The following is a 20,419-nucleotide window of genomic DNA, read 5'->3' as shown; positions in this document are numbered from 1 at the left end:
TAGAAATAAGTGAAAGATTAAATCCTAAAAAAAGAAAGATATTTAAAGAATGGATTCTTTCCCGAAAAAATATTTTTTTCTCTTTTTGATACTTCATTATTAAAATAAAAACTTATTCAAGATTTCAAACGGCAACCAATATTGATAGAACCTGCATCAAGCATTCTGCCTAATTTAATTGCTATGGATTCCTCTAATCTAGTGAAATTAGATTGATGAGTAGTTATCCAATCTAATTCAGAAAAAGTGATAATTCCCGTCGAATTACTTTTTAAAAAAAGCTTTCCAATTTCCATTAGATAAATCTAATATTTTCTAAGTTAACATCCTTACTTAATATTTCTTAATAACATAATATTCTTTTAATTTTTCAAAGACAAATGTAGGTTATTACTCTAAATTTATTTAATATCTCTTAAAAATTTATCGGCCGTTTTTAAGTGATTATTTAATTTTTCCTCTGACATTTTATCGAGATTTCTCGTTAACATTGCCAAACGATATTGCTTTCTAAAAAAGCTTTCATTATCTTTAATAAATTTCCAAAATAATCCATCCCATATTTCACACCATGGGCCACTTTTAAAATTAGACATTTTTTTTATATAATTAGAGCTTGATATATATGGCTTTGTTGAAAAGATACCACCATCACTAAACTGACTCATTCCATAAACATTTGGGACCATAACCCAATCATAGGAATCAATAAACATTTCCATAAACCATTTATAAACTTGGTTGGGGTGAATTCTACATAGAAGCATAAAGTTGCCAACAATCATTAGTCGTTCAATATGATGACAATAACCAAATTTAATAATATTTTTTATAACAACGTCTACTGGTTCAATTCCTGTATTTCCTTTATAAAAAGATTTTGGAATTGGCTTATCTTCAAAATTCCAAAAATTACTATTTCGCATCTTTGTTCCGTACTTTTTATAGACGAGGCAAATAAATTCTCTCCATCCAATAATTTGACGAATAAAACCCTCTAAAGAGTTAATAGGAACATTATTATTTTTTGCGAAAAGTAATGCTTTATTTACTACTACATCTGGGGTTAATAAGCCGCTATTTAAAAGAGGAGAAAGTAAACTATGCCATAAAAAAGAATTTTCTTTAGAAATAGCATCCTCATAATCTCCAAATAAGAAAAATCTATGTTTAAAAAAATCATTTAACCATTCATCTGCCTCTTCAAAATTAGTTGGATATAAAAAGTTATTACTTTCTCCAATAAACTCAATATCAAAATTGGCTAATGACCTTTCTGCATTAACTACAAATTTATTTTTTTGTAATTTAGGTGTATCGGGTATATTTATTTTTTTTGGCAATTTTTTTCTGTTCATTTCATCGAAACTCCATTTACCTCCTTCAGGCGTATCATCAGGATTAACTAATATCTTTTGGCTCTTTCTTTGATTCTCATAAAATCTCCCCATAAGAGGTTTTTTTGCATTTGATGCAAATAAATCTTTTAAATCTTCACTGCTCATAAACATAGGAGAAGGCAAAATATTTAAAGCTAAATTATTAATTTCAACAAAATTATTAATCCTCTTCATTATTAAAAAATCATGAGGGTCAATTAGATTTATTTTCTGATATTTATTTTTAATAAATTCTGATAAGTAATCAACTGTAGAAAAATTATTCTTGTTTTCGATATATAAAACTTTAAAGCCAGATATTTCTAAATAATTTTTATAAGCAAGCATAGATGCTCTATGAAAAACTAACTTATTTTTATGATTAATTAATTTATGAAATTTATCATTTCCAAAAAATAATGAGTCTTCCAAAATCAAAACTTCACAATTTATTTTTAAGATTGGGCTTTCTCTAAAAAGTTGATTCGGGAAAATAATTGATACTTGTTTCATCTTTGCGACTTCCTGTTACTGCATCTTTTTGAACAGTAGATAACATCATCCCAACAGTTTTTCCATTTTTTACGCCAATCAAACGGCCTATTGCAAACAGGACAAGTTTTAGTAGAAAGATTTTTCAAAATTTATAATTTTCTTTTATGAGTAGATTTAAATCTAGTTGAATCTTTAAGGGCCATATGTTTTGTATTTCTTCCCGAAACTCTCTTTCTCCAGACTTTGAAAGATTTGGGTTTAAGATTTTGACGCATAATTTTTATCGCATCTTCCTCTTTTAAACCAAATTGATACTCGATAGCTTCAAAGGGTGTTCTATCTTCCCAACACATTTCTATTACTCTGTCTATATCGATACTTTCCATATTTATTTTTCGCATTGTGAGGAACAAATTTTTTCAATATCGGATCTACCTGTAATTTGAAGTCTATATTTTGCCCAATATCTGTAAACCAATCTCAATAATGGAGATAAGAGCTTAATCTTCAAGGGATAATAAACCCAACCTAAACCAACTAATTCATAAGAATATGCAAGTACATCTAGTCCCCTAATAATTTCACCATTTTCAATAATCCCATGCAGGTTTGACATAGCTTCTGAATATGAGATGTCATTAAAAAAACTTTGATCATAATCCTGACTATTAATATCTATAAATGCAATTTGATTTAAGGTATCTCTTTTTTTAAGAAAATTTGTTTCTCTTAAACAAAGTGGACAACCACCATCGAATAAAAAAGTTAATTTATTTTTCATATTTTTATTCAAATATAGAAATTAAATAACTTTTTTGTGGAATAAAAAATTTTTTTTAGAGTACAAGCTTTATAAAGCCTTAATAATTGCCAGTTCTAATTTAGTGAAATTATATTATCTTATAAATTAATAAGCCATTGATTAAGGGATACATCAATGGTTTAAAACAATTTATGATTAGTCATCTAAAAGATGAACTCCTTCTCCTACGTCAGGAGTAAATTTACAATATTTTTCAAAAATAAGTCCAACACCTCTCATTTTCTCTCCTAATTCATCGTTAAATTTATTCCATTCTTCTGATTCACGATCAGGTAATTCCCACCCTTGTTTTTCTACCATACTTGTTATTACTGTATAGTCCCATTCTATGTATGCCATTGAGTTAATTTAAACTACCAAATTATTATAAACCAAGAGATTTAATAGGTAATCAATATTTTTTGAATATAATTTAAAAGTGTGAAAAAATTATAAATGTCAATTTTGCCAAGAAGATTTGAACGAATCAAAAGTGTTTTAGATTGCAGAATGAAAAACTTGACCGTTTTAGTTGAGGATGTCAATAAACCACATAATTTATCTGCGATATTAAGGACATGTGATGCGGCAGGAGTTTTCGAAGCAAATTTTATTAGCAAAACGAATGCCGTTAAGACTTTTAATAGTACTGCTCAAGGCAGTCAAAAATGGGTAAAACTGAATAATTATGAAAACACTATCATGGCAATATCTGATTTAAAGAATAAGGGTTTTAAATTATATGGAACGACTCTTAATAGTGAATCAGTAGATTATAGAAATTTTGATTATTCTCAAAATACATGTTTTGTTTTAGGAGCAGAAAAATGGGGACTAAGTAATGAACTTATATCAATGGTTGATCAATCAATTTTTATACCTATGACAGGTATGGTTCAATCTCTGAATGTTTCAGTTGCTGCTTCTATATTATTATTTGAAGCTGTTCGCCAAAGAAAAAATAAAGGTATATTACCCTCTAATGGAGAAGGTTTAAATAAGGATGAATATCAAAAAACACTTTTTGAATGGTGTTACCCAGAATTAGCTGCGGTGTATAAAAAATCAGCTAAAGAATATCCAAAGTTGAATAATCAAGGAGAACTTGATCCTATTACAGATAACTAAATTTATTCAGAATTTTGACTATCAAAAATTTCTTCAAGGTCCTCTCCTATAAAAGAAAGACCTAAAACTAAAAAAAACATTGCCAAACCTGGGAACAAAGCCGTCCACCAGATGCCTGTAGGTAAAGCGGCAAGAGCCAGATTTAAATCACTTCCCCACTCTGGGACATCTGCAGGAACACCAAGTCCTAAAAATCCTAAACTTCCTAATACCAAAACAGCATCTGCAGCATTTAGGGTAAGCAGAACAGGCAATGGTGTTATTACATTTGGGAGAATATATTTAAAAATAATTTTTTTAACATCAGCTCCTGCAACTTGAGCTGCCTCCACATAAGTTTCGGATTTAACCAATATTGTCTGATTTCGGATTAATCTAAAATATTGAGGAGAGTAAACAATACACAATGCCAAAGCTGCGTTAAGGATACCCTTACCCAATACAAAAGCCACAACAACTGAAAGCAAAATTACAGGTATTGAAAAAATAGTATCCATTATTAGTGATAGGCATTTATCAAAAAAACCACCAAAATATCCACTTAATAATCCCAATGGCAAACCCAAACTTAATGAAAAAAGAATAGCTAAGAATACAACTTCTATCGCTAATGATGATCCTTGCAAAGTTCTTAAGCAAACATCTCTTCCTAATCTATCTGTGCCACAAAAATGATTAAGAGAAGGAGCGGCAAAGATATCATTGCTTAACATTGAAAATGAATAGCCAAAAAAATTATTGGCCTCTAAAAATTTCATTATTAAAACAACAAGAAGATAAAAAAGTACAATTAAAAATCCAGCTTTTCTGATATTTGCGCCGACACGATTAAATGAGTTAATATTCAAAATCTTTTTTTAAAGATATAAATGAAATATACCCAATTCTTTTAAAAATAAATAGCTATAAATTTTAAATTAAAAGAAATTACTGGTTTAATTTCAAGACTGCCATAAAAGCTTCTTGAGGGACTTCAACTTTACCCATTGCCTTCATCCTCTTTTTACCTTTGGCTTGTTTCTTTAGAAGTTTCTTTTTCCTAGAAATATCCCCACCATAACATTTAGATAAAACATCTTTTCGCAAAGCACTAATGCTTTCACTTGCAATAATCCTGCTACCGATTGATGCTTGAATAGGTATTTTAAATTGTTGTTTGGGAATAAGTTCTTTTAATTTCTCAACTAAACTTCTGCCAATTCCATAAGCCTTATCTTTATGAACAATAGAAGTTAATGGATCTGCTCTTTCTGAATTTATTAGAACATCTAATCTAACAAGGTCATTTTTTCTATAGCCAATCAAATGATATTCCATTGATGCATAACCTTGGGTTCTACTTTTCATTTGATCAAAGAAATCTGTAACAACTTCTGCTAATGGAATTTCATAAATCAAGGTAACTCGATCTGTTGTTATGTATTTCATATCTATAAATACTCCCCTTCTTTCCTGACATAAACCCATTAATGTTCCATTAAATTCATTGGGAGCATAAATTTCCATTTTCACATAAGGCTCTTCTATTGATTCTCTAAGTTGTGGATCAGGAATTGTAGAAGGATTATCAATAAAGATATGTTCCTGCTGATTTAAATTAACTTTATAAATAACTGATGGTGCCGTTACGATTAGATCCAAGTCATATTCTCTTTCTAATCTTTCTTGAACAATCTCCATATGAAGAAGTCCTAGGAATCCGCACCTAAATCCGAAGCCCATTGCGCTACTGGTTTCGGGCTCATATTTTAAAGCTGCATCAGATAATTGTAATTTTTCTAGTGATACTCTTAAATCTGGGAATTGATCAGCATCAGTCGGGAATAGGCCACAAAAAACCATAGGATTTGCTGTCTTATATCCAGGCAAAGGATCATTAGCAGGTGAATTTAAAAGAGTAATCGTATCTCCCACTCTCGCATCAGCAACTGATTTTATAGAAGCAGCTAAATAACCAACTTCTCCTGCATGTAATTCATCAACTTGCTGCTGATCAGGCGCCATTATTCCTATCTCATCTAATTCATAATTTTTCTTACTTGCCATTAATAATATTTTTTCTCTCTTATTTAGAGACCCAGATATCACCCTGAAATAAACAATAACTCCCCTGTAGGGATCATAATAAGAATCAAAAATCAGTGCCTTTGTAGGTAGTTTAATTTCATCTAGAGGAGGAGGTACTCTTCTTACGATTGCTTCCAAAATATCTTTAATACCAACTCCAGTTTTTGCTGAACAATTTATTGCATTAGAAGTATCAAGTCCAATAATTTCCTCTATTTCTTGTTTTATTTTTTCAGCATCAGCCCCTGGTAAATCAACTTTATTTAAAACAGGAATTATTTCAAGATTATTTTCTAAAGCAAGATAAACATTAGCTAAGGTTTGAGCTTCTACTCCTTGACTTGCATCAACAACAAGTAAGGCGCCTTCACAAGCTTGAAGAGATCTACTAACCTCATAAGAGAAATCAACATGCCCTGGAGTATCTATTAAGTTCAAAACATATTCTTGAGAATCGTCAGCTTTATATTTCATCCTAGCGGCCTGTAACTTGATAGTAATTCCTCTCTCTCTTTCAAGATCCATACTGTCCAAAAATTGTTCTTGCATATCCCTTTGCTGCACAGTACCAGTATCTTGAAGCAACCTATCTGCAAGGGTAGATTTACCATGATCAATATGAGCGATTATGCAGAAATTTCTAATTTTTGAAACCGATATATCAGTCATATAGAAAGAAAAATTCTCCTCTTATTACATCTTGATTAATATTAGCTAATTAGAATTATGGATGGAAACCAAAAATGGAATTATTTCTTTTTTTAATATCATTTATAAAGGTACTATAATTTTTAGAAACTGGCAGTTCTGGATAAATTAAGTCATTTATTTTTTTCTGAAGATTATGCTTATCGTTTAAAAATAAAACAGATTTTTCTAGAACCTCAACCATAATTGAAACCGCAGTACTTGCTCCCGGAGAGGCTCCCAACAAAGCAGATAATGATCCATCAGTTGAATTTACAATCTCAGTTCCAAATTTCAAAGAACCACCATCTTCAGTTTTTTTAATTATTTGGACTCTTTGACCAGCATTCTTCAAATACCAATCAGAAGGATTAGCTGATGGCATCATATTCTTTAAATTCTCAACTCTTGAGTTATGGTTCTTTAATGATTGTGATATTAGGTAATTAATTAAATCGTTGTTCTTGAAACCAACGTCTAACATAGAAAAAATATTATTCTTTTTAATTGAACTAAATAAGTCAAAGTATGAACTTTGTTTTAGAAATTTCGTTGTAAATCCAGCAAAAGGTCCATATAAAAGAAGTTTTTTATTATCAATCCATCTGGTGTCTAAATGAGGCACAGACATTGGTGGCGATCCAATATCAGCTTTACCATAAACTTTTGAATTATGTTTTTCTGTTAGATCTTTTTTCTCGCAAATAAGCCATTTCCCACTTACAGGAAATCCCCCATAACTTTTTGCTTCTGGAATTTTTGATTTTTGTAAATAATTAATTGTTTTTCCACCAGCCCCAAGAAAAACGTAGCCAGTTCTAATTGAAGTTTTTCTACCTTCAGAACTGATTTCTAGTTCCCATTGTTTTTTATCAATTTTCTTTAAATCTACTAATTCTGTTTTATATCTAATTTCAACATTTTCGTTTAGAGAAACTAATGACAAATACTCTTTAGTTAAAGCCTCAAAATTAATATCAGTTCCTCTACCTATTCTGGTAGCAGCAATTGGAGTAGATGAATTTCTATCTTTTGTTATTAGAGGAGCCCATGATGAAATTTCATCAAAAGATGTAGAAAATTCCATATTATTAAATTCAGGATTTTCGGTCATTTTCTGAAATCTTTTTTTTAAAAAAGAAATATTATCCTGACCAGACACAAAGCTAATATGAGGAACAAATTTTAGAAACTTCTTAATATCAATTTTCCCTGCTTCATACAATGACGCCCATAAAGACATGGATATTTCAAAAGAACGATTTATTGAGAGCGCTTTATCTATTTTTAGATTTCCTTTTTCATCTAAAGGGGTATAGTTTAATTCGCAATTAGCCGCATGTCCTGTACCTGCATTATTAAAAGCGCCAGTACTTTCACTTCCTGGAGCATTTAATTTTTCTATAATAAGAAATTTTATATCTGGTAAAACTTCTGAAATTAGGAGGGCTAAAGTACTACTCATTATCCCTGCGCCTACTAAGACTGCATCAAAGTAGCTATTGTCATTAGTGGGATTTTTAGATGAAGTCACAACAGAAAATTATCTTTTTTGCAATTAATCAGATTTCTTTCTAGGCTTATTATAAAGTTAATCCAAAATTATGAGTACTGAAACACTCTCGCTGACAAACGAAAATGTAGAAAAAGTCCTTGACGAGCTAAGACCTTTTTTAATTTCTGATGGAGGAAATGTAGAGATTGCAGAAATAGATGGTCCAATTGTCAAAGTCAGACTTCAAGGAGCATGTGGTAGTTGCCCAAGTAGCACTATGACTCTAAAAATGGGTATTGAAAGAAAGTTAAAAGAAATGATTCCTGAAATAAGCGAAGTTGTCCAGGTTTTATAAAAATTTTTAACTGAAATATATACTATTTAGCTTTTAATTCCTTCAACAAAGATGATTCCATATCAAGGCAATCAATTGGAAGTCCTTGACCAATAGCAATTAAAAGAGGTGCAAGAATTCCTAAAGTAAAAACTAAATTTGATTGGCTTACATCATATTTACTCAAAGTAAAAGTTATCAAATAAATAATTGAAAAATAAGCATGTAGTGAAAAAAATTCTTTTGGCTTTAACACTGGCCACCTTAAAGTATTTCCCAAGAAATATAAAAAACCTGTCATAAATAAATAGTTACATGAAGATTAAACCAAATATAAACATAAACCTTTTTAGAGACTATTTTTAAAAAAATTTACCTAAGATAATAATTAAAAAAACATTAAATCTTCGTTTCTATTTGTAAAAGCTAGACATGCAGTTAAAAATTCGCTTATAATAATTTGGTAGCAATCGCTACTTTTTCGTTCACCCTCATTTGAGGGCGCAGTTCGAGTCATACCATGGAACGGGGGATGGCCGTGTTGTCACATCGAAACATGACTACTTTAACTTACAGAGGTAAAAACTACGTTCAAAACAAAGAAGCTGCTAAAAAGCAACTTGTTGAACTTACCTACAGAAGAAACGTATACACCAACAGAATGGATGACGCTTCTTCAAGTAATGAAAAAGCAGAATTAAATTACAGAGGTGTAAATTACACTAAATAATTTAATTAAATAAATTAAAAGCCCTTTTTTCAGGGGCTTTTTTTTTGGCTATATTTATCAATAGTCCTTTAAAAAATATGTCTGAAAGTTGCTGTAATACAAACACATCGAATAAAGCGCCTAATCAATTCGATCATAAAGATGCGATTCAAGAAAGATATGGCTCAGCCGCACAAGAAAAAGAAAGTTGTCTTTGTACCCCAGTTGGGTTTAATCCTGTTTTACTTGAAGCAATTCCTCAAGAGGTTATAGAAAGAGACTATGGGTGTGGTGATCCAACAAAATATGTTCAAAAAAATGATATAGTCTTAGATCTTGGAAGTGGTAGCGGCAAAAATGCTTTCATTTGTGCCCAAATTGTTGGAAAAGAAGGGAAAGTTATTGGAGTTGATCAGAATCCTGACATGCTTTCTTTATCAAGATCAGCATCTAAAGAAGTCACAAAAAATATAGGTTTCAACAATACAGAATTTCTAGAAGGTTCAATTGAAAAACTTGATGAATTAGATAAAGATTTAAATCCATTAATCGCAGATAAATCAGTTGATATTATTTTAAGTAATTGCGTTTTAAACTTGGTAAGTCCAGAATCTAGAAATAACCTTCTAAATAATATAAAAAGAGTTTTAAACGATAATGGAAGAATTGCAATTAGCGATATCGTCTCTAACAAAAAAGTTCCTTTAAGATTGCAAAATGATCATGATTTATGGACAGGATGTATTAGTGGAGCATGGTATGAGCCAGATTTTATAAGTGATTTTAAAGAACTAGGATTTAAAAATTTAAAATTTGCAGAAAGGAGCGCTGAACCTTGGAAAGTAATTGAGGATATTGAATTTAGAACAGTAACTTTAGTGGGCAATATTTAAAAAAATTCAAGATTTGAAAATATAATATAAATTTCCATGAGAAATAATCTAAGAGATCAAATACCCGCATTAAAAAATAAGTATTATTTCAACTATGGCGGTCAAGGACCATTACCAAAATCTTCTTTAGAAGCAATAGTTAAAACTTGGGAAATTATCCAAGATTTAGGACCATTTACCAATGATATGTGGCCTTTTATTTACAAAGAAATATTGACCACAAAAAGAATTATTGCGCAAAAATTAGGTGTCAATTCAAAGAATGTAGCTTTTACCGAAAATATCTCTTCCGGTATGATTTTACCCTTTTGGGGAATAAAAGTAGAAGAGGGAGAAGAGTTGTTAATAAGTGACTGTGAACATCCTGGAGTAGTGGCTGCAAGTCGAGAATTTTGCAGAAGAAATAAATTAATATTCAAAATTTTGCCAATCCAAAAAATTAAAAATCTAAACGACGAAAATATAATTTTAGAGATTTTGAAAAATCTAAATAGTAAGACTAAGATCCTAATTATTTCTCATATCTTATGGAACTTTGGATATAAAATTCCTTTAAAACAAATTTCTATCGAATTAAAAAATAATCGAGAAGATTCTTATTTACTTGTTGATGGTGCTCAAACTTTTGGGCACATAAATATTGAAGAAGAAGTTTTTTATTCTGATTTATATTCAATAACTTCTCATAAGTGGGCATGTGGACCAGAAGGTCTTGGAGCAATTTATGTCTCAGATAAATTTATTCATGAAACAGATCCAACAATAATTGGTTGGAAATCATTAAAAAAAGAACAAGGAATCTATGAGCCTTCAGATAATCTTTTTCATGATGATGCAAGGAAGTTTGAAGTAGCTACCTCTTGTATACCTTTACTTGCAGGACTGCGTAATTCTCTAGATCTTTTGGATAAAGACTGCAATAAAAAAGAAAAGAGAAAAAATATCAAAAAATTAAGTGGAAAACTTTGGGATCAATTAAATCAATTTAACGGAGTTGAATTAGTTTTAGATAAAAAATATTTAAATGGGATAGTTAGTTTTAATATCGAAAATATTGAAGATAAGGATGAATTTGTGAAAAAACTTGGAGAAAAAAAAATTTGGATTAGAGTTTTAGAAGATCCAAAATGGTTTAGAGCATGCTTACATCAAATGACTACAGAAGCAGAGATTGATTTACTTTCTAAGGAAATTAAAAAAATTATAAATTAAATAATTAGAAATTTTTTTGATAAGAGGCACTTGCATTTCAAGAAAATAAAGAGAATATAAAGAAAATGATAATTCAAATGGAATCAATTAAACCTCCCAAAAGAATTATTAAGAAACCGCTTAAAAATGTTAATAAAGCAATTATTGAAATTGCAGAAATGAAATTTAAAAATATTGAAGAAAAAGAAGAAAAATTAGATGCGCTTGTTTTTTTAAAGAATCAAATATTGAGGAAGGCCGACAAGTTAGAAAAAAAATAACTAAATAATTTAAGAAAAAGTTATTCGTTGTTTTTTTAATTCTTACAGTCTTTTTATTATTCTTTGTTCAATCAAAATCTATATTACAAAATCCTATTCATATAATCTTAATTTCAATTCCATTAATAATACAGACTCTTTTTATTTTTTATTTAACTGCTTTTTCAATGAAGTTTTTTAGACAAAAGTATTCTATTTCCTGTCCAGGCTCGATGATAGCCGCTTCAAACTTTTTTGAACTCACAGTAGCTGTATCGATAACTCTTTTTGGTGTTAATTCAGGAGCTGCTTTGGCTACCATAGTTGGGTACTAGTAGAAGTTCCTATGATGCTTTATTTAGTAAATATTTCTAAGTCTTCCAAAATATTATTTATAAAGTAATATTTTCTTCAAGTTTTTCTTTTTGAAGCAACAGATCCCAAAAATCTGTATCAATCAGCCTTATTTAATATAAAAAAAGATTTTTTTACCAAGGTATCTCTGAACTGTCCCATGCAATAAATTTTCCTGTAGATTCTGGTGATTGATTTTTAATAATATTGATCAAAAATTGGGCAGATTTTTCTTTACTAAATAATTTATGTTCTGGAACAAATTTATGAAAAGGTCTAGATAAATCAGTATCTACTGTTCCTGGATGAAGCAATGTGATAGTAGCCCTAGGGAAACGTCTAGCCCATTCAATACTTAAAGATTTAAAAAACTGATTTTGGGCAGATTTTGCAGCTCTATATGAATACCAACCTCCAGTTTGATTATCTCCAATGCTTCCCACTCTTGCACTTATACTTGCAAAATTAAAATCAAGATCTTTTGGTATAAATTCTTCAATAGTTTTAGCTAATAAAATAGGCGAAAAGGCATTTATTGAAAAACTTTCAATCATATTTTTTTTATCAAGATGTTGTAATCTTTTCTCTGGTTGAAGAGAATCACTATGAAGTCTTCCTGTAGCGTTAATGACTAATCTTAATTTTGAAGGATGATTTGATATTTTATTTTTTAACTGCAAAAGGGATTGAGAATCCTCTATGTCCAATTCCCAAAAAGAATTAAATTCACTTTTTCTTCCACACAAAACAACATCTAAATCTTTTTCACTTTCACTCAGATCTTTAGCTATTTGCGTTCCAATTCCACCTGCGCCTACAACTAAGGCTAAGCCTTTCATTTTATTAAAAATAACTCTATTTATTCTAAGAAACTTTTCTTGTGATTTGCGTAAAGATCTTTCTTATTTGATTAGGAAATTTTATTGAGATTACTTTTTTCTTTTAATAATTTATAAGCTATTTTTCTATCATCAAAATTAATAACTTTATTATTGAGAATTTGGTAGTCTTCATGTCCTTTTCCTGCAATTAAAACAATATCTTCTTTATTGGCAAATTTAATAGATTCATTTATTGCTTTAAATCTATCAATCTCAATTGTTACTTTTTCTCTTTTTTTAATACCCATCAAAATATTATTTACTATCTTTTGCGGTTCTTCTGATCTTGGATTATCTGATGTTATAAAAAGTTTATCAGAAAACTCTTCAGCTATTGATCCCATTAAAGACCTTTTACTACAATCTCGATCTCCACCACAGCCAAAAACAGTTATGAGTTTTCCCGTACAAAGTTTTTTAATTGATTGCAAAACTTTTTTTAATCCATCAGGCGTATGGGCATAATCAACAATTACTGTTGGAAGTGATCTTGAAACGTTATCATTACCAATTTCTATTTTCTCCATTCGCCCAGGAGCACCAGGAAAAGATTGTATTAACTTTGATAAATCTTTTAAAGAAAAATTAAGTTTATACAAAATTGTTATCGCTTGAATCGCATTCATTAAATTAAATTCACCAACAAGTGGAACAAAAAGTTTAATTTTTTCCTTGGGTGTATGAAAAATGCAGGTTGAGCCATTATCAGTAAATTTTTTTTCTGTTACGAAAAAAAAATCATCATTTTCAAATTCACTGTCAGTAAATTTTGTCGAGACTAATGAAGATCCTTTTTCAAGATCAGATGATAATTTAGATATCCAAGGGTCATCGTGATTTAATACAGAAATTCCATCCTTTTCTATTAAGTAAGGTGGGAAAAATAATTTTCTTTTTGTTTGAAAATAAGATTCCATATCTGAGTGATAATCAAGATGATCTTGAGTTAAATTGGTAAAAATAGCCGCCTCAAATTCGCAGCCTGATATCCTGTTTTGAGCAATAGAATGTGAACTTACCTCTAATATCGCGAATTCAGATTCTGCCTCAACAGCAGCATTTAATTTCTTTTGAAGTTTATCAGCGAAATCAGTTGTATGAGAAGCCACTTCAGAGTAGCCAGGCCATCTATTGAATAAGGTCCCAAATAATGCAGTTTTTTTTCCTAATTTTTTTAAAAGATATTCCAATAAAAAAGTAATCGTCGTTTTTCCATTTGTACCCGTAACACCAATAAGTTTAAGTTTTCTTGAAGGCCTATTCCAAAACTCAGCGACTATTTGACCAAAAATATAATCTAAATTATCCTCTATAACCAAAATCCTTTCTCGATCAATAGATCCAATTTTCTGTTTTGCAGCAGGGCCAATAATGGCGGCCTCTGCGCCATTTTCAATTGCCTCAATACAATATTTTCCTCCATCAACATTTAAACCAGACATACCTAAAAATAAAGTTCCTTTTTGTACTTCTTTAGAATTAAAGGAAATATTATTGATTTCATGATCGATTAAATCTAATGAAGGAATAATTCCTACCAAATCTAAAAGTTTATATAATTTTATAGATCTCATATAAAAAGTTATTTCTTAAGAAAAGTATTAATATTTTTTTGAAACCAATTCTTTAACTGATCATCTTTTAATCTTGGAGAAATGCGAGGCAATTCTATTATTTCCTTGGAACTAATTCCTTCAACAGCAATAACAGGTACTTCATAATCATATTTTTTATATTTATCTTGATATAAATCAACCCTATCAATATCAATTTCTTTAAGCTCCTCTAGATTGGGGAATAACTCATTAAGATTTATTTTTGCCAGTTTGTTTTTTAGTGAATCACAAAGGCAACATCCCTGCCTAACAAAAATAAATATTTTCATTCTATTTAATCAGGTACAGGGTCGCATCCACAGGGAGTAAAAGGATGACATCTGCTTAATCTTCTTAAAGTTAACCACCCTCCCTTCCAAGGACCATGTCTTGTAATTGCTTCGTATCCATAAGAGCTGCAACTTGGAATAAATCTACATCTTGGTCCGAAAAAAGGAGAAAACCACTTTTGATAGAACGAAATCATAAAAAGAAGTATAGAAGAAATTGATTTATTAATAGTTTTGAACACTTTAATGATGTAAAATAGTATTTCCAGTAGTAACTAGTTTAATTGAATTTAATCAATTATCCAATTTATTGCAATTTTCTATTTAATTTAAAATTATGTCAAGATACCGCGGCCCCAGATTAAGGGTTACGCGTCGCTTGGGAGAACTACCAGGTCTCACCAGGAAAGCTTCAAAGAAGTCTAATCCTCCAGGTCAGCACGGCCAAGCCCGTCGCAAGCGATCAGAATATGCAATTCGTCTAGAAGAAAAGCAGAAACTTAGGTTTAATTATGGAGTTTCTGAAAAACAACTAGTACGTTATGTAAAAAAAGCTAGAGCTCAAGAAGGATCTACAGGAACTAACCTACTAAGACTTTTAGAAAACAGACTTGATAATGTTTGTTTTAGATTAGGTTTTGGAGGTACCATTCCAGGTTCAAGACAATTAGTAAATCATGGTCATGTAACCGTTAATGGAAAGGTTCTTGATATTGCTGGTTATCAATGCAAATCAGGCGATGTAATCGGAATTAAAGAAAACAAAGCAAGCAAAAAACTTGTAGAAGGTAATATAGAATTCCCTGGTTTAGCAAATGTCCCACCTCATCTTGATTTAGACAAACCTAAATTAACGGGGAAAATAAATGGGAAATGCGATAGAGAGTGGGTGGCTCTTGAAATAAACGAACTACTAGTTGTTGAATATTATTCAAGAAAAGTTTAATACTACTTTTCTTTGGATTATTAAATCTCTCATTTTTTTTAATGAGAGATTTAATTTAATTCTTATTTTTAAAAATAATGGGAAATAAGGAAAATAATACAAAAAAACCAGGTTTTAAGACCTTATCTATTCACCATGGGGAAACATTTGCAGAAAGAACCGGATGCGTTATGCCTCCTATTTTTTCTACATCTACTTTCAAACATGGAAATAAAGATAATTTCGACTACACAAGATCAGGCAATCCAAACTTTAGAATTCTAGAAAGTGTCCTTAAATCAATAGAAGACTCTAAATACTGTACAGTTTTTGGATCTGGAATTAGTGCGGTAACTGCAATTTCATCAACATTAAAATCAGGTGACAAGATACTCTGCGAGTCAAATCTCTATGGTTGTACAGTGAGGATGTTCGAAAAAGTTTTCAAGAAATTTGGACTAGAAGTTTTATACACAGATTTTACAAACGAAGATAATTTCAAAAAGATTTCAAACTTCGAGCCAACCTTGATATGGCTAGAAAGTCCAACTAATCCACTTTTGAAGGTACTCGATATTAAAGCGATTTGTGATGAAGCGAATAAACTCGAAATACCAGTAGTTGTAGACAACACATTTTCTACAGCGCTTATTCAAAAACCATTGGACCTTGGTGCAACACTATCGGTTGTAAGCACCACAAAATTCATTAATGGACATAGTGACGCACTTGGCGGAGCAGTACTTACAAATAATGAGGAATGGAATAGTAAGATGCTTTTCTCTCAAAAAGCTCTCGGGCTTCAACCATCTCCTTTTGATAGTTGGCTCATTACGAGAGGAGTAAAAACTCTTCCTTTAAGAATCGAACAACAAACTAAAAGTGCAGAATTTATTTCTGAAGAATTAAGTAATCATAAAATTATTAGTAAAGTAATTTACCCTTTTAATCAAGAGCATCCGCAATTTAATTTAGCAAAATCGCAAATGAAATCTGGAGGTTCAATGATCACCCTAAAATTAAATTTAAATAAAGAGGATACTTTTAAATTTTGCAAATCTCTCAAATATTTCTCTCTAGCAGAAAGCCTTGGAGGAGTTGAAAGTTTAATTTGTCACCCTGCAACGATGACTCATGCTTCTGTTGATGACAAAACAAAAAATCTACTAGGGATAGATGATGCTCTTGTCAGATTATCAATTGGATGTGAAGATACAAACGATTTAATCTCGGACATTTTATTTGCTTTAAATAAATTCTGAAAATTGAGAGATTTACTTAAAAAACCTATATGGAAAAATTTAGAGTTGGGATATGCAATTCCTGATAGTATTCATGCAGTTTCTGTAGCATTACCAACTTGGAATGATGTAATAAATTACGAGGAAAAAGATCAAGAATGCATGAATTTATTGAAGTCCATTTACCCACGATTCGGGCTAAACCCCATAGTGAAAAGATTATGCGAAAAAGTAAAAAAACAAAATTACTACAACAATAAAAGTATCTGGCCATATCCGAATGAAAGAATAGCTTTTAAAGCTAAAAAATACATTGATAGAAATACTTCTGAACAATTCTCGTTAATAGAAAAAAGAAATAATTTAGCTTTCTTAATAACTGAAAAAGAAGGAAGTATTTATGCAAAATATTTTTGGCAACATACTGGTCTTGGTCTATCTTCAAGAGCTGCCGCTATAGAACTAGGTCTTGAAGATTGCCCTCCAAAATCTTACGTAAATGAATGTTCTCAAAGAATAAAAAATAGAATTTCTAAATCTACAAAAATTGACTCTAATGAAATTCACTTAACTTCATCTGGAATGTCTGCATTGCATACATCATTGGAAATCATATATAAATTATTTCCAGCTAAACCAACACTCCAAGTTGGTTTTCCATATGTAGATGTACTTAAATTACCAATGAAAATCTTTCACGGAGCAAAGTTAATTACAGAAGAAAATTGCGCGGATATTGAATTAGAAATCAAAAGAATAAATCCATCAGCATTAATTATTGAACTTCCAAGTAATCCAATGCTCAAATGTGTAAACATTAAAAAAATTTCAAAAATTGCAAAAAAGCTAAATATTCCGTTAATTGTTGACGATACAATTGGTTCGAATTTAAATATAAATTCCATAGAACATGCAGATATAGTTTTTACTTCACTTACAAAAATTTTTTCAGGTAGTGGTGATATTCTTGCCGGATCATTAATACTAAATCCAAAAAGCAAATGGATTGATCAGTTTAGAAATGCATTAAACGAGATTAATATTCCAATACTTTCCGATGGAGATATAGTTTATCTAGAGAAAGTTAGTAGAGATGTAAATCAAAGAGTTTTTGAACAAAATAAAGCATGTTTAGAATTAAAAAAAAGATTAGAGACTCATAGCGAGATTAAAAATATTTTCCATCCTGAAAATTGTCCAAATTTTAATTCTTTACTTACTTCTAATGGGGGATACGGCTGCTTATTATCGTTTGAATTAAATGGAGGATTGAACAAAGCTAAAAAATTTTATGATTCTCTAAAAGTATCTAAAGGACCTAGTTTAGGTACAAAATTTACTCTAGTTTGTCCTTATGTTTTACTAGCTCATTATGACGAGTTGGACTGGGCTGAAAGTTTTGGTGTACCCTCGCACCTTATTAGAGTATCAGTTGGATTAGAAGACCAAGATCAATTATGGAAAAACTTTTCTGAAGCACTAAATAATTTCTAAATTCCTAGTATTTACCGTATAGAAACTTATATACTCTTTTTCTAAATAATAGTTAGTATTAATATATATTTTCTCAATATATAAATGGCAAAAATTTATGAGGACAACAGTTTTGCTATTGGAAACACTCCATTAGTAAAATTAAAATCAGTTACTAAAAACGCGAAAGCTACAGTACTTGCAAAAATTGAAGGTAGAAACCCCGCTTATAGTGTCAAATGTAGGATCGGAGCAAACATGATCTGGGATGCCGAGAAAAGTGGGAAACTTACAAAAGACAAAACTATTGTTGAGCCAACTTCTGGTAATACAGGAATTGCTCTAGCTTTTACTGCTTCAGCAAGAGGTTATAAGCTCATCCTTACAATGCCAGAATCCATGTCAATTGAAAGAAGAAGGGTTATGGCAGTGTTGGGTGCTGAAATTGTTTTAACAGAGGCATCAAAAGGTATGCCTGGAGCAATAGCTAAGGCTAAAGAAATTGCAGAAAGTAATCCATCTCAATATTTCATGCCAGGTCAATTTGATAATCCAGCAAACCCAGAAATTCATTTCAAAACTACTGGACCAGAAATCTGGGATGATTGCGATGGTGAAATTGATGTCCTAGTTGCAGGGGTTGGAACTGGCGGCACAATTACAGGAGTTTCAAGATACATTAAGCAAGAGAAGGGCAAGAATATTACTTCTGTAGCTGTAGAACCATCACACAGTCCTGTTATTACACAGACAATGAATGGAGAAGAGGTTAAATCCGGACCACATAAAATCCAAGGAATTGGAGCAGGATTTATTCCTAAGAACCTTGATTTATCAATTGTTGATAAGGTCGAACAAGTAACAAATGAGGAATCAATCGAGATGGCTCTTAGGTTAGCTAAAGAGGAAGGTCTATTAGTAGGAATATCTTGTGGGGCTGCCGCTGCTGCTGCTGTTAGATTAGCTGAACAAGATGAATATGCTGGGAAGACAATTGTAGTTGTTCTGCCTGATTTAGCAGAGAGGTATTTATCATCAATTATGTTTACTGAAGTTCCAAGCGGAATCATTCAAGAACCAGTCAATGCCTAAATCTATTTTTCTCCAGTAGTGAGTCTGGTGAAATATACATAGCATCGCCATAAGAGAAGAATCTAAATTTTTCTTTTATGGCTTTTTTATACAATTCTAATAATCTTTCCCTACCAATCATTGCACTTACTAAAAGTAATAATGAACTTTTAGGGAGATGAAAATTAGTTAATAATCCATCAACTACCTTAAATTTATAACCTGGCTTAATTACTAAATCTACGTATTTAGCTATGGGAATAAAGTCATTAATTTCGTGAGAATAACAACTTTCTAGAGCTCTTACGCTGGTTGTACCGATAGCAATTATTTTTCTATCTGTTTTCTTTATTCTTTTTATTTCCTCCACTACTTCCTTATTAACACTTACCCATTCTTTGTGAAGATTTAAGTTACTTAAATCTTCTTGATCAATTGGTTTGAATGTTCCATAACCCACGTGCAAAGTTATCGGTAAGATTATTACGCCTTTTTTTTTTAATTTGGAAATAAGACTTTTGCTTAAGTGTAAACCAGCTGTTGGTGCAGCAACTGCCCCCGGATTTGTTGCATACTCAGTTTGATAACTTTTCTCATGAAAAGATTCTTCTTCGGAATTTTTTATATAAGGAGGAAGAGGGATTTTCCCGTATTTATCAAGAAGTTCATTCATTGAATTGAGACAAGTTATATTTTTCGGAAATTTAATAAATCTCCCTCCAGTTTCTTCATCAACTCCATCAACAATCAAATTAATATCTTGTGCCAAAGGAGATTTTAATTTTAATTTTCTATTTATTTTTAACTTTTTTGCTGGCTTTGCCAAACATAACCAAACACATTCATGGGATCTTTCTAAAACTAGTAATTCGACTAAAGTCTTATTTTCTAATTCAACCTTTAACCTAGCTTTCATAACTTTAGTATTATTTACAATTACAAGATCACCTTCTCTAAATTCATCTAAAAGATTCTTGGTAAATTTATTAGTTAAACAGTCTTCTTCTAAAACACTATTTCTAACTATCATCAATCTTGATTCATGCCTAATTGCTGAAGGTTTACTAGCAATTAATGAAGGATCAAGTAAATAATCATAAGCTTCAAGCTTATAATCTCTTTCTTCATTATTAATTTGAGAAATCAATT

General features: G+C 30.7%; 26 protein-coding genes. 10 read left to right on the top strand and 16 right to left on the bottom strand.

The annotated features are described in order from the left end of the window. Positions 1-116: 116 nt before the first annotated feature. From EU91_RS05650 to EU91_RS05670, 6 genes are all read right to left on the bottom strand, one after another. Entirely contained in the window at positions 117-296 is a 180-nt protein-coding gene (locus tag EU91_RS05650; protein WP_032524140.1) for a hypothetical protein, read from the bottom strand. A 105-nt stretch (positions 297-401) separates the two neighbouring features. Beyond that, on the bottom strand, positions 402-1,892 hold the full coding sequence (locus EU91_RS05655; protein ID WP_032524139.1) for a cryptochrome/photolyase family protein: 1,491 nt from the start codon (positions 1,890-1,892) through the stop codon (positions 402-404). Next, positions 1,889-2,020, bottom strand: coding sequence for a DUF2256 domain-containing protein (locus EU91_RS09015; protein WP_072012889.1), 132 nt, complete (start codon positions 2,018-2,020; stop codon positions 1,889-1,891). Before EU91_RS09015 ends, EU91_RS05655 begins: the two co-directional genes overlap by 4 nt. A gap of 3 nt (positions 2,021-2,023) precedes the next feature. Continuing rightward, on the bottom strand, positions 2,024-2,260 hold the full coding sequence (locus EU91_RS05660) for a TIGR03643 family protein (RefSeq protein WP_011862445.1): 237 nt from the start codon (positions 2,258-2,260) through the stop codon (positions 2,024-2,026). Between the two features lie 2 nt (positions 2,261-2,262). Continuing rightward, entirely contained in the window at positions 2,263-2,655 is a 393-nt protein-coding gene (locus EU91_RS05665) for a thiol-disulfide oxidoreductase DCC family protein (RefSeq protein ID WP_032524138.1), read from the bottom strand. Positions 2,656-2,832: 177 nt separating this feature from the next. Then, positions 2,833-3,036, bottom strand: coding sequence for a hypothetical protein (locus EU91_RS05670; RefSeq protein ID WP_032524137.1), 204 nt, complete (start codon positions 3,034-3,036; stop codon positions 2,833-2,835). Between the two features lie 96 nt (positions 3,037-3,132). Between EU91_RS05670 and trmH the strand changes: the two genes are divergently transcribed. After that, positions 3,133-3,804, top strand: a complete 672-nt coding sequence (trmH, locus tag EU91_RS05675; RefSeq protein WP_032524136.1) for a tRNA (guanosine(18)-2'-O)-methyltransferase TrmH — start codon at positions 3,133-3,135, stop codon at positions 3,802-3,804. 2 nt (positions 3,805-3,806) lie between these two features. On the opposite strand, the gene EU91_RS05680 is transcribed toward trmH, so the two are convergent. From EU91_RS05680 to EU91_RS05690, 3 genes are all read right to left on the bottom strand, one after another. Beyond that, positions 3,807-4,562 carry an ABC transporter permease gene (locus tag EU91_RS05680; RefSeq protein WP_032524200.1) on the bottom strand — a complete coding sequence of 252 codons (756 nt, stop codon included), beginning with the start codon at positions 4,560-4,562 and terminating at the stop codon, positions 3,807-3,809. Positions 4,563-4,731: 169 nt separating this feature from the next. After that, on the bottom strand, positions 4,732-6,540 hold the full coding sequence (gene lepA / locus EU91_RS05685) for a translation elongation factor 4 (RefSeq protein ID WP_032524135.1): 1,809 nt from the start codon (positions 6,538-6,540) through the stop codon (positions 4,732-4,734). Positions 6,541-6,595: 55 nt separating this feature from the next. Next, positions 6,596-8,092, bottom strand: coding sequence for a malate:quinone oxidoreductase (locus EU91_RS05690; RefSeq protein ID WP_032524134.1), 1,497 nt, complete (start codon positions 8,090-8,092; stop codon positions 6,596-6,598). A 70-nt stretch (positions 8,093-8,162) separates the two neighbouring features. Between EU91_RS05690 and EU91_RS05695 the strand changes: the two genes are divergently transcribed. Then, positions 8,163-8,408 carry a NifU family protein gene (locus tag EU91_RS05695; RefSeq protein ID WP_002805305.1) on the top strand — a complete coding sequence of 82 codons (246 nt, stop codon included), beginning with the start codon at positions 8,163-8,165 and terminating at the stop codon, positions 8,406-8,408. Between the two features lie 22 nt (positions 8,409-8,430). Here the strand turns inward: EU91_RS05695 and EU91_RS05700 are convergent, their stop codons facing one another. Continuing rightward, on the bottom strand, positions 8,431-8,688 hold the full coding sequence (locus EU91_RS05700) for a hypothetical protein (protein ID WP_032524133.1): 258 nt from the start codon (positions 8,686-8,688) through the stop codon (positions 8,431-8,433). Positions 8,689-8,943: 255 nt separating this feature from the next. Between EU91_RS05700 and EU91_RS09010 the strand changes: the two genes are divergently transcribed. The 4 genes from EU91_RS09010 to EU91_RS09580 all read left to right on the top strand — a co-directional run bounded on the left by EU91_RS09010 (position 8,944) and on the right by EU91_RS09580 (position 11,461). Beyond that, on the top strand, positions 8,944-9,117 hold the full coding sequence (locus EU91_RS09010) for a DUF4278 domain-containing protein (protein WP_071813219.1): 174 nt from the start codon (positions 8,944-8,946) through the stop codon (positions 9,115-9,117). 77 nt (positions 9,118-9,194) lie between these two features. After that, positions 9,195-9,989: a methyltransferase domain-containing protein gene (locus tag EU91_RS05705; protein WP_032524132.1), complete on the top strand. Its 795-nt coding sequence runs from the start codon at positions 9,195-9,197 to the stop codon at positions 9,987-9,989. Positions 9,990-10,025: 36 nt separating this feature from the next. Continuing rightward, complete coding sequence (locus EU91_RS05710; protein WP_032524131.1) at positions 10,026-11,201, top strand: aminotransferase class V-fold PLP-dependent enzyme; 1,176 nt, start codon at positions 10,026-10,028, stop codon at positions 11,199-11,201. A gap of 77 nt (positions 11,202-11,278) precedes the next feature. After that, entirely contained in the window at positions 11,279-11,461 is a 183-nt protein-coding gene (locus tag EU91_RS09580) for a hypothetical protein (RefSeq protein WP_241433923.1), read from the top strand. Between the two features lie 148 nt (positions 11,462-11,609). On the opposite strand, the gene EU91_RS09575 is transcribed toward EU91_RS09580, so the two are convergent. From EU91_RS09575 to yidD, 5 genes are all read right to left on the bottom strand, one after another. Next, on the bottom strand, positions 11,610-11,762 hold the full coding sequence (locus EU91_RS09575) for a hypothetical protein (RefSeq protein ID WP_241433922.1): 153 nt from the start codon (positions 11,760-11,762) through the stop codon (positions 11,610-11,612). Positions 11,763-11,928: 166 nt separating this feature from the next. Further along, entirely contained in the window at positions 11,929-12,633 is a 705-nt protein-coding gene (locus EU91_RS05720) for an SDR family NAD(P)-dependent oxidoreductase (protein WP_032524129.1), read from the bottom strand. Between the two features lie 71 nt (positions 12,634-12,704). Further along, on the bottom strand, positions 12,705-14,249 hold the full coding sequence (locus EU91_RS05725; RefSeq protein WP_032524128.1) for a UDP-N-acetylmuramoyl-L-alanyl-D-glutamate--2,6-diaminopimelate ligase: 1,545 nt from the start codon (positions 14,247-14,249) through the stop codon (positions 12,705-12,707). Positions 14,250-14,257: 8 nt separating this feature from the next. Beyond that, a complete protein-coding gene (locus tag EU91_RS05730; protein ID WP_032524127.1) occupies positions 14,258-14,560 on the bottom strand; it encodes a glutaredoxin family protein in 303 nt (100 codons plus the stop codon). A gap of 5 nt (positions 14,561-14,565) precedes the next feature. After that, positions 14,566-14,802, bottom strand: coding sequence for a membrane protein insertion efficiency factor YidD (gene yidD, locus EU91_RS05735; RefSeq protein WP_032524126.1), 237 nt, complete (start codon positions 14,800-14,802; stop codon positions 14,566-14,568). 95 nt (positions 14,803-14,897) lie between these two features. On the opposite strand from yidD, the gene rpsD reads away from it, so the two are divergent. From rpsD to cysK, 4 genes are all read left to right on the top strand, one after another. Then, entirely contained in the window at positions 14,898-15,506 is a 609-nt protein-coding gene (rpsD, locus tag EU91_RS05740) for a 30S ribosomal protein S4 (protein WP_011817920.1), read from the top strand. 77 nt (positions 15,507-15,583) lie between these two features. Then, positions 15,584-16,747, top strand: coding sequence for a trans-sulfuration enzyme family protein (locus EU91_RS05745; protein WP_032524125.1), 1,164 nt, complete (start codon positions 15,584-15,586; stop codon positions 16,745-16,747). Positions 16,748-16,750: 3 nt separating this feature from the next. Then, entirely contained in the window at positions 16,751-18,220 is a 1,470-nt protein-coding gene (locus tag EU91_RS05750; RefSeq protein ID WP_032524124.1) for a PLP-dependent transferase, read from the top strand. Between the two features lie 84 nt (positions 18,221-18,304). Beyond that, positions 18,305-19,291, top strand: coding sequence for a cysteine synthase A (gene cysK, locus EU91_RS05755; protein WP_032524123.1), 987 nt, complete (start codon positions 18,305-18,307; stop codon positions 19,289-19,291). On the opposite strand, the gene queA is transcribed toward cysK, so the two are convergent. Then, positions 19,281-20,417, bottom strand: coding sequence for a tRNA preQ1(34) S-adenosylmethionine ribosyltransferase-isomerase QueA (queA, locus tag EU91_RS05760; protein WP_032524122.1), 1,137 nt, complete (start codon positions 20,415-20,417; stop codon positions 19,281-19,283). The two genes, cysK and queA, sit on opposite strands and share 11 nt — an antisense overlap. Positions 20,418-20,419: the final 2 nt, after the last annotated feature.

It is taken from the genome of Prochlorococcus marinus str. GP2, assembly GCF_000759885.1.
GTDB lineage: Bacteria > Cyanobacteriota > Cyanobacteriia > PCC-6307 > Cyanobiaceae > Prochlorococcus_A > Prochlorococcus_A marinus_J.
The sequence above is the reverse complement of the archived record's forward strand: the minus strand, read 5'-3'. Positions and strand labels throughout refer to the sequence as shown.

Bases quoted from the DNA above. Each gene is read 5' to 3' on its own strand.
- rpsD (WP_011817920.1), top strand. From the start codon at position 14,898: ATGTCAAGATACCGCGGCCCCAGATTAAGGGTTACGCGTCGCTTGGGA.
- EU91_RS05710 (WP_032524131.1), top strand. From the start codon at position 10,026: ATGAGAAATAATCTAAGAGATCAAATACCCGCATTAAAAAATAAGTAT.
- EU91_RS05695 (WP_002805305.1), top strand. From the start codon at position 8,163: ATGAGTACTGAAACACTCTCGCTGACAAACGAAAATGTAGAAAAAGTC.
- EU91_RS05745 (WP_032524125.1), top strand. From the start codon at position 15,584: ATGGGAAATAAGGAAAATAATACAAAAAAACCAGGTTTTAAGACCTTA.
- EU91_RS05725 (WP_032524128.1), bottom strand. From the start codon at position 14,249: ATGAGATCTATAAAATTATATAAACTTTTAGATTTGGTAGGAATTATT.
- trmH (WP_032524136.1), top strand. From the start codon at position 3,133: ATGTCAATTTTGCCAAGAAGATTTGAACGAATCAAAAGTGTTTTAGAT.
- EU91_RS05700 (WP_032524133.1), bottom strand. From the start codon at position 8,688: ATGACAGGTTTTTTATATTTCTTGGGAAATACTTTAAGGTGGCCAGTG.
- EU91_RS05670 (WP_032524137.1), bottom strand. From the start codon at position 3,036: ATGGCATACATAGAATGGGACTATACAGTAATAACAAGTATGGTAGAA.
- EU91_RS05655 (WP_032524139.1), bottom strand. From the start codon at position 1,892: ATGAAACAAGTATCAATTATTTTCCCGAATCAACTTTTTAGAGAAAGC.
- EU91_RS05720 (WP_032524129.1), bottom strand. From the start codon at position 12,633: ATGAAAGGCTTAGCCTTAGTTGTAGGCGCAGGTGGAATTGGAACGCAA.
- EU91_RS05680 (WP_032524200.1), bottom strand. From the start codon at position 4,562: ATGAAATTTTTAGAGGCCAATAATTTTTTTGGCTATTCATTTTCAATG.
- EU91_RS09580 (WP_241433923.1), top strand. From the start codon at position 11,279: ATGGAATCAATTAAACCTCCCAAAAGAATTATTAAGAAACCGCTTAAA.
- EU91_RS05665 (WP_032524138.1), bottom strand. From the start codon at position 2,655: ATGAAAAATAAATTAACTTTTTTATTCGATGGTGGTTGTCCACTTTGT.
- EU91_RS05650 (WP_032524140.1), bottom strand. From the start codon at position 296: ATGGAAATTGGAAAGCTTTTTTTAAAAAGTAATTCGACGGGAATTATC.
- EU91_RS09010 (WP_071813219.1), top strand. From the start codon at position 8,944: ATGACTACTTTAACTTACAGAGGTAAAAACTACGTTCAAAACAAAGAA.
- EU91_RS09575 (WP_241433922.1), bottom strand. From the start codon at position 11,762: ATGGTAGCCAAAGCAGCTCCTGAATTAACACCAAAAAGAGTTATCGAT.
- lepA (WP_032524135.1), bottom strand. From the start codon at position 6,540: ATGACTGATATATCGGTTTCAAAAATTAGAAATTTCTGCATAATCGCT.
- cysK (WP_032524123.1), top strand. From the start codon at position 18,305: ATGGCAAAAATTTATGAGGACAACAGTTTTGCTATTGGAAACACTCCA.
- EU91_RS05705 (WP_032524132.1), top strand. From the start codon at position 9,195: ATGTCTGAAAGTTGCTGTAATACAAACACATCGAATAAAGCGCCTAAT.
- EU91_RS05660 (WP_011862445.1), bottom strand. From the start codon at position 2,260: ATGGAAAGTATCGATATAGACAGAGTAATAGAAATGTGTTGGGAAGAT.
- EU91_RS05730 (WP_032524127.1), bottom strand. From the start codon at position 14,560: ATGAAAATATTTATTTTTGTTAGGCAGGGATGTTGCCTTTGTGATTCA.